The sequence below is a fragment of the Dankookia sp. GCM10030260 genome (genome assembly GCF_042666655.1).
Classification (GTDB): Bacteria; Pseudomonadota; Alphaproteobacteria; order Acetobacterales; family Acetobacteraceae; genus Paracraurococcus.
On sequence record NZ_JBHTDE010000022.1, the window covers coordinates 1 to 14,616 of the forward strand.

The 14,616-nt window shown below is 68.2% G+C and carries 15 protein-coding genes and 1 pseudogene; 11 read left to right on the forward strand and 5 right to left on the reverse strand.

Translation table 11 applies throughout. The features are described 5' to 3' along the window. A partial coding sequence (locus ACFQS7_RS27850; protein ID WP_380070423.1) for a succinylglutamate desuccinylase/aspartoacylase family protein occupies positions 1-584 on the forward strand: 584 nt, incomplete at its 5' end. 315 nt (positions 585-899) lie between these two features. Here ACFQS7_RS27850 and ACFQS7_RS27855 read toward each other — a convergent pair. After that, positions 900-1,154 carry a hypothetical protein gene (locus ACFQS7_RS27855; protein WP_380070424.1) on the reverse strand — a complete coding sequence of 85 codons (255 nt, stop codon included), beginning with the start codon at positions 1,152-1,154 and terminating at the stop codon, positions 900-902. Between the two features lie 132 nt (positions 1,155-1,286). Beyond that, the gene (locus ACFQS7_RS27860) at positions 1,287-2,231 is read right to left on the reverse strand and encodes a Bug family tripartite tricarboxylate transporter substrate binding protein (protein WP_380070425.1); all 945 of its coding nucleotides are present in this window, start codon (positions 2,229-2,231) and stop codon (positions 1,287-1,289) included. A 211-nt stretch (positions 2,232-2,442) separates the two neighbouring features. Between ACFQS7_RS27860 and ACFQS7_RS27865 the strand changes: the two genes are divergently transcribed. The 7 genes and pseudogenes from ACFQS7_RS27865 to ACFQS7_RS27895 all read left to right on the forward strand — a co-directional run bounded on the left by ACFQS7_RS27865 (position 2,443) and on the right by ACFQS7_RS27895 (position 6,857). Beyond that, positions 2,443-3,210 (forward strand): enoyl-CoA hydratase/isomerase family protein, encoded by a 768-nt coding sequence (locus ACFQS7_RS27865; RefSeq protein ID WP_380070426.1) that lies wholly within the window; start codon positions 2,443-2,445, stop codon positions 3,208-3,210. Positions 3,211-3,215: 5 nt separating this feature from the next. Further along, positions 3,216-4,406: a CaiB/BaiF CoA transferase family protein gene (locus ACFQS7_RS27870; RefSeq protein ID WP_380070427.1), complete on the forward strand. Its 1,191-nt coding sequence runs from the start codon at positions 3,216-3,218 to the stop codon at positions 4,404-4,406. A gap of 209 nt (positions 4,407-4,615) precedes the next feature. Then, a pseudogene (locus tag ACFQS7_RS27875) lies at positions 4,616-4,735 on the forward strand (hypothetical protein); the annotation flags it as partial. A gap of 10 nt (positions 4,736-4,745) precedes the next feature. Beyond that, on the forward strand, positions 4,746-5,015 hold the full coding sequence (locus ACFQS7_RS27880; protein ID WP_380070452.1) for a hypothetical protein: 270 nt from the start codon (positions 4,746-4,748) through the stop codon (positions 5,013-5,015). Positions 5,016-5,187: 172 nt separating this feature from the next. Then, positions 5,188-5,853, forward strand: coding sequence for a ParA family protein (locus ACFQS7_RS27885; protein WP_380070428.1), 666 nt, complete (start codon positions 5,188-5,190; stop codon positions 5,851-5,853). Between the two features lie 25 nt (positions 5,854-5,878). After that, on the forward strand, positions 5,879-6,394 hold the full coding sequence (locus tag ACFQS7_RS27890; RefSeq protein ID WP_380070429.1) for a DUF3102 domain-containing protein: 516 nt from the start codon (positions 5,879-5,881) through the stop codon (positions 6,392-6,394). Between the two features lie 304 nt (positions 6,395-6,698). Then, a complete protein-coding gene (locus ACFQS7_RS27895) occupies positions 6,699-6,857 on the forward strand; it encodes a hypothetical protein (RefSeq protein ID WP_380070430.1) in 159 nt (52 codons plus the stop codon). Positions 6,858-6,949: 92 nt separating this feature from the next. Here the strand turns inward: ACFQS7_RS27895 and ACFQS7_RS27900 are convergent, their stop codons facing one another. The 3 genes from ACFQS7_RS27900 to ACFQS7_RS27910 form a co-directional block, all read right to left on the reverse strand. Next, the gene (locus ACFQS7_RS27900; RefSeq protein WP_380070431.1) at positions 6,950-7,936 is read right to left on the reverse strand and encodes a replication protein RepA; all 987 of its coding nucleotides are present in this window, start codon (positions 7,934-7,936) and stop codon (positions 6,950-6,952) included. A 494-nt stretch (positions 7,937-8,430) separates the two neighbouring features. Further along, on the reverse strand, positions 8,431-10,473 hold the full coding sequence (locus ACFQS7_RS27905) for an ATP-dependent helicase (protein WP_380070432.1): 2,043 nt from the start codon (positions 10,471-10,473) through the stop codon (positions 8,431-8,433). Between the two features lie 23 nt (positions 10,474-10,496). Beyond that, the gene (locus ACFQS7_RS27910) at positions 10,497-10,829 is read right to left on the reverse strand and encodes a hypothetical protein (protein ID WP_380070433.1); all 333 of its coding nucleotides are present in this window, start codon (positions 10,827-10,829) and stop codon (positions 10,497-10,499) included. A 221-nt stretch (positions 10,830-11,050) separates the two neighbouring features. Between ACFQS7_RS27910 and ACFQS7_RS27915 the strand changes: the two genes are divergently transcribed. Genes ACFQS7_RS27915 through ACFQS7_RS27925 form a run of 3 tightly spaced genes read left to right on the forward strand, consistent with a single transcriptional unit; the run spans position 11,051 to position 14,615 of the window. Then, entirely contained in the window at positions 11,051-12,283 is a 1,233-nt protein-coding gene (locus ACFQS7_RS27915) for a 3-methyl-2-oxobutanoate dehydrogenase (2-methylpropanoyl-transferring) subunit alpha (protein WP_380070434.1), read from the forward strand. Positions 12,284-12,286: 3 nt separating this feature from the next. Continuing rightward, positions 12,287-13,300 carry an alpha-ketoacid dehydrogenase subunit beta gene (locus ACFQS7_RS27920; protein ID WP_380070435.1) on the forward strand — a complete coding sequence of 338 codons (1,014 nt, stop codon included), beginning with the start codon at positions 12,287-12,289 and terminating at the stop codon, positions 13,298-13,300. 1 nt (position 13,301) lies between these two features. Continuing rightward, positions 13,302-14,615 carry a dihydrolipoamide acetyltransferase family protein gene (locus tag ACFQS7_RS27925; RefSeq protein WP_380070436.1) on the forward strand — a complete coding sequence of 438 codons (1,314 nt, stop codon included), beginning with the start codon at positions 13,302-13,304 and terminating at the stop codon, positions 14,613-14,615. The last annotated feature ends 1 nt before the right edge of the window (position 14,616 follow it).

Consider the following 14,616-nt stretch of genomic DNA (forward strand, 5'->3'; position numbering starts at 1 on the left):
ACGCGATCGACTTCCACACGGGAACGACCGGCTTCGAGGTCACGGCATTCAATATCGGGGAAATGGGCGTACCGGCCGTCCGGACCATGCTGGAGCTGTATCCCGTCGGCCAGATCTTTGACAATCCAGTCTATCCGGGTGTGCTGCACAACGCCTTCATGGAGGCTGGCATCCCATCCTTCACGCCAGAGATCGGCGCAGCGCGGGCCCTCGATCCAGAGATGATCGCGCTGTTCGTGGAAGGCACGATGAATGTCCTCAAGCATCACGGCATCCTGGCCGGACCGATGGGACGCACGGCCAAAGACGTGCGCGTTTATATCGGCAACTCCGCCTTTCCGATCCTGGCAACCGCTGGTGGGATCGTGGAGTTCCTCGTTAAGCTCAATGACCGGGTTGAGGTGGGGCAGAAGGTCGCGATTCAGCGCAATAGCTTCGGTGAGATAGTCGCAGAATATGCGAGTGGCGTGGCCGGGGAAATCACGGGGCTGCGCAGCGACGCCATGTCGGAGCCGGGCAACCCCCTGGCCTTCATCCTGTTCAACCAGCCGGAGCCGAGGGAGCCTGCGGGTTATCCCGAGTGATAAGCGGCGGCAGGTGCCGACACTGGCTGCTAGTGCGCATCAGGTAGGACGTGACGGTCTGAGGCTGGCCGCAGCGCGGCGCGAGATCGTGCCGGCGTGCGGGAAACCCACGGCCAACCGCGATTGTGGCAAGCCGCGATAAACACGCGAAGCGCGGAGAGCGCGTGTCAGAGGTTCGGCCAGGAAGGGCGCTGATCCAGGTTGAGACGCGAAGCCGCGCTGGCAGGAGCAGCTGACGGATCCGGCCGGGGCAAGCGCTTCGCCGCGGCCCACACACGCCCGACGGCGCCGTCGGTCCCTCTAACCGGGCCCGTTCTACCCCCACAGGAGGCTTGTGTCCGGCGGCACCACCTGCAGCCCGAGCCGATCGGCCACCGCCTTCAGCGCGGCAATGTCGCCGGCGCGCCACTGCCGGCGGGTCAGCAGGCTTACGGCCTCGGCCGCGGGTAGGCCGGCGGCGGCGCCGATCGTCGACGGCGCGGTAATCCCCTGGTCCTCCAGGTGGGTGTTGATCGTGTATCGCAGGCGGATGGCCATCAGCCGCTCGGCCTGCCGGGTGGGGTCACGCATGCCCCCTGCCCTACCGCCTCATCACGGCAATCGCCATCGCCCTTGCGCGGTCGACCCGCACGGAAAGCTCGCTGGTCAGGACGGAACTTGCGACGGAGAAGCCCGGAGAACGCGTAGGCTGCTGTTGCGCAGTCACTCCGGCTCGATTCCGGCCTGCCGGATCAGCGCCTCCCATCGTGCATTATCGGCTCGGATGCGCGCTGCCAGCGCGCTCGCCGTCAGCGGTAGGACAGCGGTGGACAGCGCTGAGAAGCGCTCCTGCAATGCCGGCCGGGTCAGGGCAGCGCGGATCGCCTCATCCAACCGCGCGACGGTCGCCGCCGGCATCCCCGCCGGGCCGAGTACGGCGATGATCGTCTCGAGCGCGCCCTCCGCGTGCGGGAAGCTCTCCTGCAGCGTCGGCACCTCGGGCGCCAGCGGGCTGCGCGCCGCGGCGGAGATCGCCAGCGCCCGCACCTGACCCGAGCGCCGCTGCGCGAGGCCGGTGCCGAGGTCCACCACCGCGGCCTCGATATGGCCGCCGACCAGGTCGGTCATGGCCTGGGGAATGCCGCGGTAGCTGACGCCGACCGGCTGCGTGCCGCTCGCCGTGGCGAAGAGCGCCAAAGCCACCTGGCCGCTGGGCGAACCGAAGCCGACGGTAACCGGTGGTGCCGCCTGCCGCGCCCGTACCTGCAGGTCGGCCAGCGACCGGACAGGCGAGGCTGCGGGGACCATGAGAATCATCGAGGTCGAGCCGATGCCCGACACCGGCTGGAAGCTGCCGACCGGATCGTAGGACAAGCTGCGGATCAGGCTGCGGGCAACGAACATGACCGAGGAGCCCATCAGCAGCGTGGCCCCGTCGGGTTGGCTGCGGGCGACATGCGCGGCGGCGAGCGTGCCCTGCGCGCCCGGCCGGTTATCCACCACCACCGGCTGGCCGAGGCTCTCCTGCAGCTGCTGCGCGACGGCACGAGTGACGTTGTCGGTGACCGAGCCAGCCGGGAACGGAACGACCAGCGTGACCGGCCGCGCGCCGCCGTCCTGGGCGTGGCTGGCGGCGGACGGCAGCAGCAGCGCCGGTAGCGTGAGCATGGAGCGGCGCCCGAGGGTGCAGCCTACGGCAGCCTTTGCCAGGACTTGGCGTTCCCGCACGTTCCCGTCCTCCCATAGCCCGGACTGCCTGGCCGGACGTCGCCGTATTCGGCCAGTGCCGGCAAGGTGCCGTCAAGCCGGCGGCGACCGCCTCGCCTAGCTGTCCCCAGCCCGGCTAAATTGGCCGGCAAGACCAGGAGGAGAGGCCAAGGTGATCGACTACGAAGTGCGGGACGGGGTCGCTGAGATTCTGTTCAACAATGCCCCGGTGAACGCCATCACCGAAGCCTTCATGGATGCCCTGATCGAGGCGCTGGGCCGGGCGCGCCGCGACCCCGCGGTGCGCGCCGTCATCCTGTCCAGTGCCATCCCCGGCCGCTTCTGCGCCGGGCTCGACCTGCCTGCCTTCCTGCGCGGCACGCCGGCGGATGCGCACCGCGTCGTCGGCAAGATTTATGTTCGGATCAGCGAGGCCCAGTCCGCCCTCGGCAAGCCTTCAATTGCCGCCATCGGCGGCGCGGCCCGCGGCGCCGGCATGTCGATCGCCATCACCTGCGACATGATCCTCGCCGCCGACCATGCCAGCTTCGGCTATCCGGAGGTCGATGTCGGCCTGCTGCCGGCAATACATTTCCACCACCTGCCGCGCATCGTCGGCCGGCACCGCGCCTTCGACCTGCTGTTCACCGGCCGCAGCTTTGATGTGGTCGAGGCAATGTCGCTGGGCCTGGTCAGCCGCCATGTGCCGGAGGCCGAGTTGATGGCTGAGGCGCGCCGCACTGCCGCGACCTTCGCCGCCAAGTCGCCGGCGCTGATGCGGCTCGGCAAGGCGGCCTTCCTACGCGCCGCCGCCGCTGGCTACCACGAGGGGGCAGAGTCCGCCGTGGACCTGGTTTCCACCGTCTTCGGCACCGAGGATTGCCGCGAAGGCCTGGCCGCCTTCGCCGAGAAGCGAAAGCCCCGCTGGACCGGGCGCTAGCGGCGATGACGACGCAAGCCGGCCCCGGCGCCCTCGACGGGCTCCGCGTGCTTGATATGTCCCGGGTCATGGCCGGGCCGCTGGCCGGGCAGGTCCTGGCCGACCTCGGTGCCGACGTGATCAAGGTGGAGCGGCCAGGACGCGGCGACGACACCCGCGAATGGGCGCCGCCCTTCGTCACCGATCCACCGGCCACGCCACTCGATGATTCGGTCTATTTCTGGACATGTAACCGCGGCAAGCGTTCGGTGGTGGCCGATATCGCAAGCCTTGAGGGGCAGGCGCTGGTGGCGCGTCTCGTCGCCACCTCGGACGTGCTGATTGAGAACTACAAGGTCGGGACCCTGGCGAAGTACGGCCTGGATTATCCAACGCTGTCGGCGGCGAACCCGCGCCTGGTCTACTGCTCCATCACCGGCTTCGGGCAGACCGGCCCCTACGCGCCGCGGCCGGGCTACGACACCATCGTCCAGGGCATGGGCGGGCTGATGAGCGTCACCGGCAACCCCGACGATGCGCCCGGCGGTGGGCCGCGCAAGGCCGGCATCGCCGTCGCCGACCAGATGACCGCGCTCTATGCCGATGTCGCCATCCTGGCGGCGCTCCGGGAGCGCGAGCGCTCCGGCCTCGGACAGCATATCGATATGTCGCTGCTCGACGTGCAGGTGGCCGGCCTGACCAATCTCGGCCTCGGCTATCTCGCCACCGGCCGGGTGCCACCCCGCGCCGGCAACCGCTTGGCGACGGTCTATCCGAGCGATAGCTTCCGCTGCGCAGACGGCGATCTGATGATCATCGTCGGCAACGACGGGCAATTCCGCAGCTTCTGCGCAGCGCTCGGGATGTCGGACCTGGCGGCGGATGCCCGGTTCGCGCGGAATGCCGACCGCCTCCAGCATGCCGATGCTCTGGCGCTGCTGATCGGCCAAGCCTTGCGCGACCGGACCCTGGCGGAATGTCAGGCATTGTTCGATGCCGCCGGTGTGCCGGCCAGCCCGATCAACACCCTTGCCCAGGTCTTCGCCGACCCGCAGGTCATCGCGCGCGGATTGGTGCGGGAGGTGGTGCGCTCGGATGGGCAAGTGGTCCGGGTGATCGCAAACCCGATTCGCATGTCGCGGACGCCACCCAGCAACGACCGCCCGCCGCCTCGACTTGGCGAGCACACGGGCGAGGTAGCCGCAGAGCTGCCATAGGCACGCTGGAGAAGACCTCAGCAGGAGCCTGCTGACGCGAGAAGCGCCAAGAGCGCGTGTCATGGAAGACTGCCGGATGCCCCCTACAGCCGCCAAATCTCGGTTTCACTCATTGGCCGTAAGCGTCCAGCTTGCGCCGCCTTCCCTGGCCACTGACGTGCGTTGAGGCTGGCGGCCTTAACGTCGGGCGTAAGGTCGGCTTTAAGGTCATGGGCAGCGGGACGGTCGAGATCATCACTGGGCGTGAGCGGCGGCGGCGGTGGAGCGTGGCGGATAAGCTCCGCATCCTGGCTGAACGCGATGCGCCCGGCGTGCAGGTGGCAGAGGTGGCGGCCCGACATGGCATCTACCGCAGCCTGGTGTTCCAATGGCGGTGCCAGGCCCGGGGTCTACGAGGCTATCCCGCTGGCGATGCGTGCCAGGGTCCAGCAGGCGGTTGCCCAGAAGGGCTTGGCGCGCTCTGGCATCATCATTCTGGATGCGCAGCTGAAGCTGCGCCAGGTCTGCTGCGACCCGCGGCTGCTGGACCTGCTTGGCGTCCTGCTCGACGAAGGGCGGCGCGTGCTGATCTTCTCTCAGTTCACCTCGGAACTCTTTCCCGCCGCCTGACGCGCCGGCAACCCGGGCTTGCTGCGGCGAGGCCCAATGGTCTCAGAGCTGCGCGTTACCCATATCTTCGCCGTCTACTGAGGGAAGGTTTAACCGGTCAGTCTTTCGTGGCAGTTGCGCAGGCGAGCCTGCGACGGCTAGAGATCGGCCGCAACAGTCGTTGGGGGACGGCATGAAGCGCATCTTACTCGCAGCCGGGAAGGGGGGCGTCGGCAAAACGACGCTGTGCCGCAACCTTGCAGCCGCCGCGGCCCATAGCGGCCTGAAGACGGTTACCGCCGATCTGGACCCACAAGCCACGCTGACCATATGGTCGCGGCGCAGGCCGAAGACCATGCCGGCGATCCCTCATTTCAAGGTCGCCTGGTCGCAAGCGGACGCCCTGCTTGATGACGCAGAAATGGAAGGCTACGACGCGCTCTTCATTGACACGCCGCCATCCATCGAGACGCAACCCGCCGCGTTTCAAGCGCTGCTGGCCAAGGCAGATCTGATCGTCGTACCGACCCGCGCCACGTTTGATGACGCTGAATCCGTAGCGCCGTTTCTCAAGCACTTGCGGGAAGAAGGACGGCCTGCTGTGGCGGTACTCAATTTCGTTAAGCCGCGCGTGAACGTCAACGCGGTGAAGGCCTTCCTGCTCGATGCTGGGGAGCTATGCCCGGTCGAGGTGGCAGACCGGACGGATTACGCCCGGGCCGGGGCCAAGGGGCTGGGGCTGGTCGACGTGCCGGGACATGCCGGTGCTGACGAGATGCAGGCGGTGTGGAGTTTCGTGCGAGGCAAAGTCTGGGGGCGTGACGTGAAGAAGGGGAAGAAGCATGTCGCGGCGGCTTAAACTAGACGCAGCGCCCCCGCCTGTCTTGATCGAAGGCGACGCCCGGGTTCAGGCACTGCAGACAGTCAGATCGGAGCCGCGGCTTCCGCAGGACTACGTCTCCGAGATTTCGCGGCTCTGGAGCCGGGCGCAGGGCGCGTTTCTTGAGATTGGCCGCCTGCTAATCCGAGCAAAGGACACGCTGCCGCACGGTGAATACGTGGCGGCGGTCGAGGCGGAGCTACCGTTCTCTAGCCGCACCGCCTATCAGCTACGCGAAGCCGCACGGTGGGCAATGGGCGGAGCAGTCCCGATGGAGCGTCTACCCGGTTCGTATTCGACGATCTACCTGCTCTCCACACTAGAGCCGCCAATCCTCGAAGCAGCGGAAAACGAAGGCCTGATCCGGCCTGAACTGAAGCGGGCAGAGCTGATCGAATGGCGGCGAAGAAGGGCAGGGGAGAGCACTTCCGGCATCCGGGAACGGTTGGCACGTCTCAAGAAGGAACGCGCCAGGTTGGAGCAGGAGATCGCGCGGCTTGAGGTTGAGCTAGCGGGATGAGCGGAGTGGATGCCGCCCACATGGAACCGGCATTCGGTGTGACGAGCAAGCTCCGGTCCATCGTGCTCAATCACCTGCTCAATGCAGATTCGAAAGGATAGGCCGAGCATCACGGCTAAGTACAGCCCGCCCTCGGGGGTCCAGATGTATATCAGATCGGATCGCCAGACCCGGTTGGGCGCGCTTGTAAGGCCATGCTGGTGACCGCGGCGATCTCGGCGTCGCAGGCCAAAGGTGCCTATCTCCGCGACAAGTTCCATCGCCTGAAGGCCCGCATAGGAACGAAGAAGGCGGCCACAAGATCTTGGTCGCGGCCTTCCACATGCTTCAACGCGGCGTCACCTTCGAACTCGGAGGCGATTATCTTGATCGCATCGACAAGCACCGGACCGCTATGCGCCTCGTCCATCGCCTCAGCGCGCTCGGCTACGACGTCATGCGTCAACCCAAGGCTGCCAAGTAATCTGCCGTGGTACTTCGACCGCCAGCACCCGGACCACCATGAATTTTCCGGCCAGCCGAGATCCGAGGATCCACCTCGACTATACGAGAGTCCTAAATCAACGTCCGCTGCATCGACTGAGTGGGGACTTTGCCAGGGGCGGGGACTTTAGCAGGGGTGAGGACTTTGCCAGGGGACATCGCACGCGGTGCGACCGGCGGCCGAGATGGATGCAGGATCAAGCCACGCTCGTCTATGTCGACCTTTGCGTGGCGGTAGACTGCCAAGGCGAGTTTTAGGTTGGCGAGGAAGGTGGGCTTGAAGTTGTCCATGCGGGCGCAGCCAGCACCGAATTGCCCCTTGAGGGCTGCCCAGGAGACAGGCGTGGATTTTGGCAGGGCATGGAGGCGATAGGCCAGCCACGCATAAAGATCGAGGGCGACCGAATTGTTGCTGATGGCTCGGATCGCACCTTCCTCTACCGGTACCGGATGCTTGCGGAGCTGGTCGAAGAAGACTTCCGATAGCCGCGCTACCTCCACGAACAGGGCGCTATGGGCTGGGTTCTCGGATGGCACGAACATGGCACTATCGACCACGTTCTGGTTCACCAGACCGACCCGGTTGCCGGTATTCACGTGGAAGGTGAAGCGGCAGCGAGCGATTCGCTCTGCTTGCTCGCGGACATCCTTCTGCGACTTTCCGCCGGTGCTGATCCCCATGCGCCCCAGCCAATCCCGCAGGCTGCGGCCCAACAGTACGTCGCGCGAGCCTGTGCGAAGTGCTTCTGATTGCAGATACAGCATGATGAGCCGTGCGCGGCTGCCATATGGCACACCAACTGATACTAGCTTGCCGCCTGCATCGGGTCGGCGGCCAGGCTCGACCGCGAGGGTGATATGATCGCTAACGATCTGCCAGGGCGCTTCGTCTGGTAGTCTCCGGTGGGGCAGGGCGGCTTGGCACCAGCCTGAATAGAGAAAACCCATGCCAACGCTCTCGTCGGCCATGTAGAGGGACGCAGCCTCGACCACCGCACGCTCGATGTCGGCGCGCAGCGCGGCTTCTTTGCCTCCGGCCTCGATGATGTCGTGCACCATTCCCATGAGCACGGACCTTGAGCGGTTCCCGCTGACTTGTCGCCGGGGACTTTTCCAGGGGAAGCTATTTGAAAAGGCTAATTGAAAAAGACTACTTGAAGTAGCTGGGCAAAGTCCCCGGGATAACTCGACAAGCCGTTGATTCCGTTATAGACCCCCTCTCGGGCTCTCCCTGGAAAAGTCCCCGCCCCTCCTGCAATAGTCCCCGCTCGGCCTGGGGACAATCCCTGGAAAAGTCCCCGCCCCTTCGCGTCCGAATCGGACGGGCCTTTGCGGGTTGGCGCTGTGACGGACGGGTGGGACCGGCCTCGTCGAAAACGCTATATGCGAATGCGATCTATGCGGGATCTGATTGAAGAGAAGGGGCATCTCGAGGCGCTTGGGTCACCGGAAGCCGGAGGTCCGGGGCAAAGCGATCGCGTTCACATTCGGCACCATCAAGCATATCGCTGCCCTGAATCATTCGGCATTGTCCGTTCAAGGTAGGACAGGCGTCACCGCACAGCCTTGGTCACCTTGCGGGCCGTGTACTCCGCCACCAGCCGGTCCGTCTCAGCTTGGGTCGGCGGCTTGACCGACCGGTCAGGGCGGGCAGGGGCCCTCCCCGAACTGCCATGATTGGTTGAGTGCTGTGCCTCCGCGCCCTCGATCAAATTCTTCGGAATTTCCGCCAAAAAGCGCGATGGCTTGCCGGCCCAGTCGCGGCGGTGGCGCACCCAGCTCAGCTGCAGCGAGTGCCGGGCGCGGGTCACGCCCACGTAGAATAGCCGGCGCTCCTCGGCGATCGCGCCCTGCTGCTCGGCCTGCCAGTTCGGCCAGACACCTTCCTCGAGCCCCGCCAGCAGCACGTGGTCGAACTCCAGGCCCTTGGCCCGGTGCAGCGTCATGACCTGCACCGCATCCAGCGCCTCGGCCTCGCCCAGCGTGGTGCCGAGCGCCGCGCTGTCGCAGTAGGCCGCCACGCTGCCGGCCTGCTCGGCCGCCCGCAGCACGGCCGCCCACTCATTGCCGAGCTTGCCGTCCTGGCTTAACCGCTCGGCGAGCTCGCTGGCTTCGGCGGCCAGCCGCAGCGCGTCGGCCGGACCCAGCCTCCGCCGGGCGACGCCGTTGGCGATCTCGCCTGCCACGCCCAGCACGGCCTCGAGACCCTGCCGCTCCTGCGCCGTGGCGGGCAGGGTTGCCACGGCGGCCGCCAGGGCAAGGCCCCGCTCGGCGGCGTGCTCGCGCAACCGGCCGAACAGCGCCCCCCCGATGCCGCGCACCGGGAAGGCGCAGGCCCGGCGAAAGGCATCATCGGCGGCGGAATCCCAGGCCTTGCCCGTCCGACTCATCGCCAGGCGCAGCCAGGCAACGGCGGCCAGGACCTCCTTCGGCGGCTCCGGCTCCCGGTCCGTCACCAGCCGCACCGGGATGTCGGCCTGGCGCAGGGCTGCGAGGATCGGCTCTGCCACGAAGCCGGCCCGCACCAGCACCGCGCATTCCCGCCAGGGCAGCGCCGGCTGCCGGCGCCGCAGCGCCCGCAGCCAGGCCAGCGCGCCGCGGCCGTCATCCTCCGGGGTGGGCGCCTCCCGGATGGTGATCAAAGGCCCGGGTGAGGCCTTCGGGTCTGCCGGGCGCAGGATCTTCGGCAGCGCCTCCGGGTCTTCGGCGGCGATGGCGTTGGCGGCCCGCAGGATGGTGGGGGTCGAGCGGTAGTTGGTCTCCAGCTTGAGCGGCGCAGGCGCCGCCCGGTAATCCTTCTGGAAGCGGCGGATATGGGCGACATCGGCGCCCCGCCAGCCATAGATCGCCTGCAGGTCGTCGCCGACCGCGAAGACCCGGCCGGACTTGCCGGCCAGCAGCCGGACCAGCGCGTGCTGGGCATGGTTGGTGTCCTGGTACTCGTCGACCAGGATCTCGGCCCAGCGCGACGACCAATGGGCGGCCAGCGCCGGATCGGCCTGCATGGCCGCGACCGGCGTGGCGATCAGATCGTCGAAGTCGAGTGCCTGGCGCTGCGCCAGGGCCGCCTGGTAGGCCGGCAGCACGGCCGCTGCCTGCGCCAGGACCTCCGGCTCGAACCGGGCCAGTGCCGAGGACCGGGGCAGCCGGCGGGGTTCGGTCGCCAGGCCGTTCTTCAGCAGCGACACCGCCTCCTGCAGCAGGCTGGCCGCCTTTGCGTCCTGGGTCCCGCTGGCCTGCATCAGCAGCGCCCTGGCGTCGCCCTGGCCGAGGATGGCAAAGCCGCGCGGCAGCCCCGGCACGCCGGCGCCGTCCTCGATCAGCAGCCGGGCCATGACGGCGTGGAAGGTTCCGACCCAGCGCGGCGTCTGCTCCGGGCCGAGCAGGACCGCGAGCCTGCCGCGCATCTCGCCGGCCGCCTTGGCGGTGAAGGTGATGCAGAGCAGCCGGCCGGGCGCCTCGCCCGAAACAATGAGGTCCGCCACCCGGCGGATCAGCGTCTCGGTCTTGCCGGAGCCGGCGCCGGCCAGCACCAACAGGGGGGCCGGCGTCGTCGCGGCGGCGCGCTGTGCGGGGTTCAGGCAGGCGAGGTGCATGGACATACGATACCGGGGCTCGGCTACAGCAGCGTGGCCTGTGGGTGTTGTGGGCTGCCGGAAGCCTTCTGGCGAGGCAAGGGGGCGGGCAGGGGTGTCGACCGCCTGGCGGCCCTGCCATGCCCGGCATGGCCCTCATCGGCGATCAGGCGCAGCTGCGCCGCCGCGCCGGCGGCGACCTCGGCTAGCGGCTCCAGCGGCACGGGCCAGAAGCACTCGACACGGTCCTCGCCTCGCAAGGCGAGGAAGACAACCCGCTCGACGCGGCCAGCCTCGCCGGTCTCGATCGCCAGCCGGAACGCCACGCCATCGGCAGCCGCCTCGCCAAGCGCCAGGGACAGCTGCTGGACTTCCATCTCCTGCCGCCGCAGTGCGCGCTCGGCCGGCTCGTCGGCGCCTCCGCGTTAGAAGCGGACCAGTGCGCCCAGGCCTTTGTAGCAAGAAGCCGATGCGTCGCACCACGTACCAATGCCGCTTGCTGGTAGGGAACTCAAAACGGTCCAGCCCACTTTCCGTCGTTGCAGGCTGGTGGGGCTTGGCAATTGGCGTTTTCAAAGCGCCGAGACGGGAGCATGCGATGAGCGAGCACAAGCCTCTGTCGCTGCATGTTCCGGAACCCGCGGTGCGGCCAGGCGACAAGCCCGACTTCCACCATTTATCCATCCCACGGGCCGGCGCGGTCCGCCGGCCGCCGATCGATGTTTCGGCGCACCAAATCCACGATCTCGCTTATTCTATTATCCGCGTGCTCGACCGGCAAGGCGAGGCAGTCGGCCCATGGGCGCCTGGGCTCGATGCCGCGGCGCTGAAGGCGGGGCTGCGCGCCATGTTGAAGACGCGCGCCTACGACGCGCGGATGATGATGGCGCAGCGCCAGGGCAAGACCTCCTTCTACATGCCCTGCACTGGGGAGGAGGCGGTCGCCTGCGGCTTCCAGACCGCTTTGGAACGAGGCGACATGAATTTCCCGACCTACCGCCAGCAGGGCTTGCTGATCGCGCAAGATTGGCCGTTGGTTGACCTGATGTGCCAAGTTTTCTCGAACGAGCGGGACCGCCTGCTGGGGCGGCAATTGCCGGTGCTCTATTCGGTGAAGAACGCTGGTTTCTTCTCCATTTCTGGCAACCTCGCCACGCAATACGTGCAGGCGGTGGGCTGGGCCATGGCCTCGGCGATCAGTGGCGACACCCGCGTCGCCGCCGCCTGGATCGGCGAGGGCTCGACCGCCGAGAGCGACTTCCACGCGGCGCTGGTCTTCGCCTCGGTCTACCGGCCGCCGGTGATCCTGAATGTGGTGAACAACCAGTGGGCCATCTCCTCCTTCCAGGGCGTGGCGGGCGGGGAGAACGCGCCCTTCGCGGCGCGTGCGCATGGCTACGGCATCCCCTCGCTGCGGGTCGACGGCAATGACTACCTGGCGGTGCATGCGGCGACCGCCTGGGCGGTGGAGCGGGCGCGGCGCAACCTCGGCGCCACGCTGATTGAATGGGTGACCTATCGCGCCGGCGCGCATTCCAGCTCGGACGACCCGTCGCGTTACCGACCGAAGGCGGAGTCCGACGCCTGGCCGCTCGGCGACCCGATCGAGCGGCTGAAGAACCACCTGATCGCCGGCGGCGACTGGAGCGAGGAGCGGCAGACCCAGCTCCGCGCCGAGATCGAGGAAGAGGTGTTGGACGCCGCGCGCGAGGCGGAGCGCCACGGCACCTTGCATGACGGACCGAAGCCTAGCGCCGCCACCATGTTCGAGGGTGTCTACAAGGAGATGCCGCGCCACCTGCGCGAGCAGCGCCAGGAATTGGGGATCTGAGTGATGCCGCGCCGGACCATGGTGGAAGCGATCCGCGACGCGCTCGACGTGATGATGGAACGTGATGGCCGCGTCGTCGTCTTCGGCGAGGATGTCGGCTATTTCGGCGGCGTCTTCCGCGCAACGGAGGGGCTGCAGCGCAAGTACGGGGCGTCGCGCTGCTTCGACGCGCCGATCTCGGAGGGCGGCATTATCGGCGTCGCCGTCGGCATGGGCGCATACGGGCTGCGCCCGGTCGCCGAGATCCAGTTCGCCGACTACATGTATCCTGGCTACGACCAGATCGTCTCCGAGGCCGCGCGGCTGCGCTACCGCTCGGCCGGCGAGTTCACCGCGCCGATGGTGGTGCGGATGCCATGCGGCGGCGGCATATTCGGCGGGCAAACGCATAGCCAGAGCCCCGAGGCGCTCTTCACCCATGTCTGTGGGCTGAAGACCGTCATTCCCTCCAACCCGTACGACGCCAAGGGGCTGCTGATCGCGGCGATCGAGGACGACGACCCCGTCATCTTCCTCGAGCCCAAGCGGATCTACAACGGCCCCTTCGACGGCCACCACGACCAGCCGGTGGTGCCTTGGGCGCGGCATCTGCTCGGCGAGACGCCGGACGGCCACTACACCGTCCCGCTCGGCCAAGCCGCGCTGCGGCGCGTGGGGAGCGCGGTGACGGTGCTCGCCTATGGCACCATGGTGCATGTGGCGGAGGCGGCCGTGGCGGAGACCGGCGTCGATGCCGAGATCATTGACCTGCGCACCCTGGTGCCACTCGATGTCGAGGCGATCGAGCGCTCGGTACGCAAGACCGGCCGTTGCGTGATCCTGCATGAGGCGACGCGGACCTCGGGCTTCGGCGCCGAGTTGTCGGCGCAGGTGCAGGAACGCTGCTTTCACCACCTGGAGGCGCCGATCCTGCGGGTCACCGGCTACGACACGCCGTATCCCCACGCGCAGGAATGGGACTACTTCCCCGGCCCCGAGCGCGTCGGCCGGGCGCTGCGCGCCGTGCTGGAGGACTGAGATGGGCACGCGCATCGTCAAGCTGCCGGATATCGGCGAGGGCGTGGCCGAGGCCGAGCTGGTCGGCTGGCACGTCAAGGTGGGCGACGTGGTGCGGGAGGAACAGCCGCTCGCCGAAGTGATGACCGACAAGGCGACGGTGGAGATCCCCTCGCCGGTCGGCGGCACCATTCTGGCGCTGGGCGGCGAGGTTGGCAGCACGCTGGCGGTGGGCGGCGAGCTGGTGCGGATCGAGGTGGCGGGCGCGCCGGACGGTGCGGTGGCGTCGGCACCACGCGAGGTACCGCGCGCGGCACCGGAGCCCGCCGCGCCGCGCGAGGCACCCGACGCCGAGGCGCCGCCCGCAGCCGCCCCGTTGCCCGCGCCGCGGATGGCAGCCACCCTGGCCCCGCCGCGCCCCGCGGCCGCTTCGGCGATGCCGCGCTCGGCCGGGGCGCCGCGGCCGCCGGGCGAGCGGCCCATCGCCTCGCCCGCGGTGCGGCAGCGGGCCCGGGAGGCCGGGCTTGACCTGCGCCAGGTCCATGGCAGCGGCCCAGCCGGGCGCATCCTGCACGATGACCTCGACGCCGTCCTGCGCGGCGGCGCGCCCGCGGCGCCGGCCGGCCGCGCCGCCGACACCCGCATCGAGGAGATCAAGGTCGCCGGCCTGCGTCGCCGCATCGCCGAGCGGATGGCCGAGGCGACGCGCCGCATCGCGCATTTCTCTTATGTCGAGGAAATCGATCTGACCGCGCTGGAGGAGCTGCGCGCCGCGTTGAACGCCGAGGGCGCCGACCGGCCGAAGCTCACCCTGCTGCCCTTCCTGATGCGCGCCGTGGTCCGCGCCATCACCGACTTCCCGCAGATGAACGCGCTCTACGACGACGATGCCGGCGTCATCCGCCGGCATGGCGGCGTGCATCTCGGCGTCGCCACGCAGACCCTCTCCGGCCTAGTCGTGCCGGTGGTTCGGCATGCCGAGGCGCGCGACCTGTGGGATTGCGCGGTGGAAGTGAAGCGGCTGTCGGAGGCGGCGCGGGCCGGCCTCGCGGCACGGGACGAGCTCGGCGGCTCGACCATCACCATCACTAGCCTCGGCGCGTTGGGCGGCATCGCCAGTACGCCGGTGGTGAACTGGCCGGAGGTGGCGATCATCGGCGTCAACCGCCTGGCCACCCGGCCGATGTGGCTTGGCGGCGGCGTGGTGCCGCGGAAGATGATGAACCTGTCGTCGTCCTTCGATCACCGGGTCATCGATGGCTACGACGCCGCGGCCTTTATCCAGCGCATCAAGGGGATGCTGGAGCAGCCCGCGCGCATCTTCCTGGAGGGCTGAG

Coding starts and splice junctions, on each gene's coding strand:
- ACFQS7_RS27880 (WP_380070452.1), top strand. CDS start 4,746: ATGGCATCTACCGCAGCCTGGTGTTCCAATGGCGGTGCCAGGCCCGGG.
- ACFQS7_RS27905 (WP_380070432.1), bottom strand. CDS start 10,473: ATGCACCTCGCCTGCCTGAACCCCGCACAGCGCGCCGCCGCGACGACG.
- ACFQS7_RS27855 (WP_380070424.1), bottom strand. CDS start 1,154: ATGCGTGACCCCACCCGGCAGGCCGAGCGGCTGATGGCCATCCGCCTG.
- ACFQS7_RS27885 (WP_380070428.1), top strand. CDS start 5,188: ATGAAGCGCATCTTACTCGCAGCCGGGAAGGGGGGCGTCGGCAAAACG.
- ACFQS7_RS27920 (WP_380070435.1), top strand. CDS start 12,287: ATGCCGCGCCGGACCATGGTGGAAGCGATCCGCGACGCGCTCGACGTG.
- ACFQS7_RS27915 (WP_380070434.1), top strand. CDS start 11,051: ATGAGCGAGCACAAGCCTCTGTCGCTGCATGTTCCGGAACCCGCGGTG.
- ACFQS7_RS27860 (WP_380070425.1), bottom strand. CDS start 2,231: ATGCTCACGCTACCGGCGCTGCTGCTGCCGTCCGCCGCCAGCCACGCC.
- ACFQS7_RS27925 (WP_380070436.1), top strand. CDS start 13,302: ATGGGCACGCGCATCGTCAAGCTGCCGGATATCGGCGAGGGCGTGGCC.
- ACFQS7_RS27900 (WP_380070431.1), bottom strand. CDS start 7,936: ATGGTGCACGACATCATCGAGGCCGGAGGCAAAGAAGCCGCGCTGCGC.
- ACFQS7_RS27870 (WP_380070427.1), top strand. CDS start 3,216: ATGACGACGCAAGCCGGCCCCGGCGCCCTCGACGGGCTCCGCGTGCTT.
- ACFQS7_RS27910 (WP_380070433.1), bottom strand. CDS start 10,829: ATGGAAGTCCAGCAGCTGTCCCTGGCGCTTGGCGAGGCGGCTGCCGAT.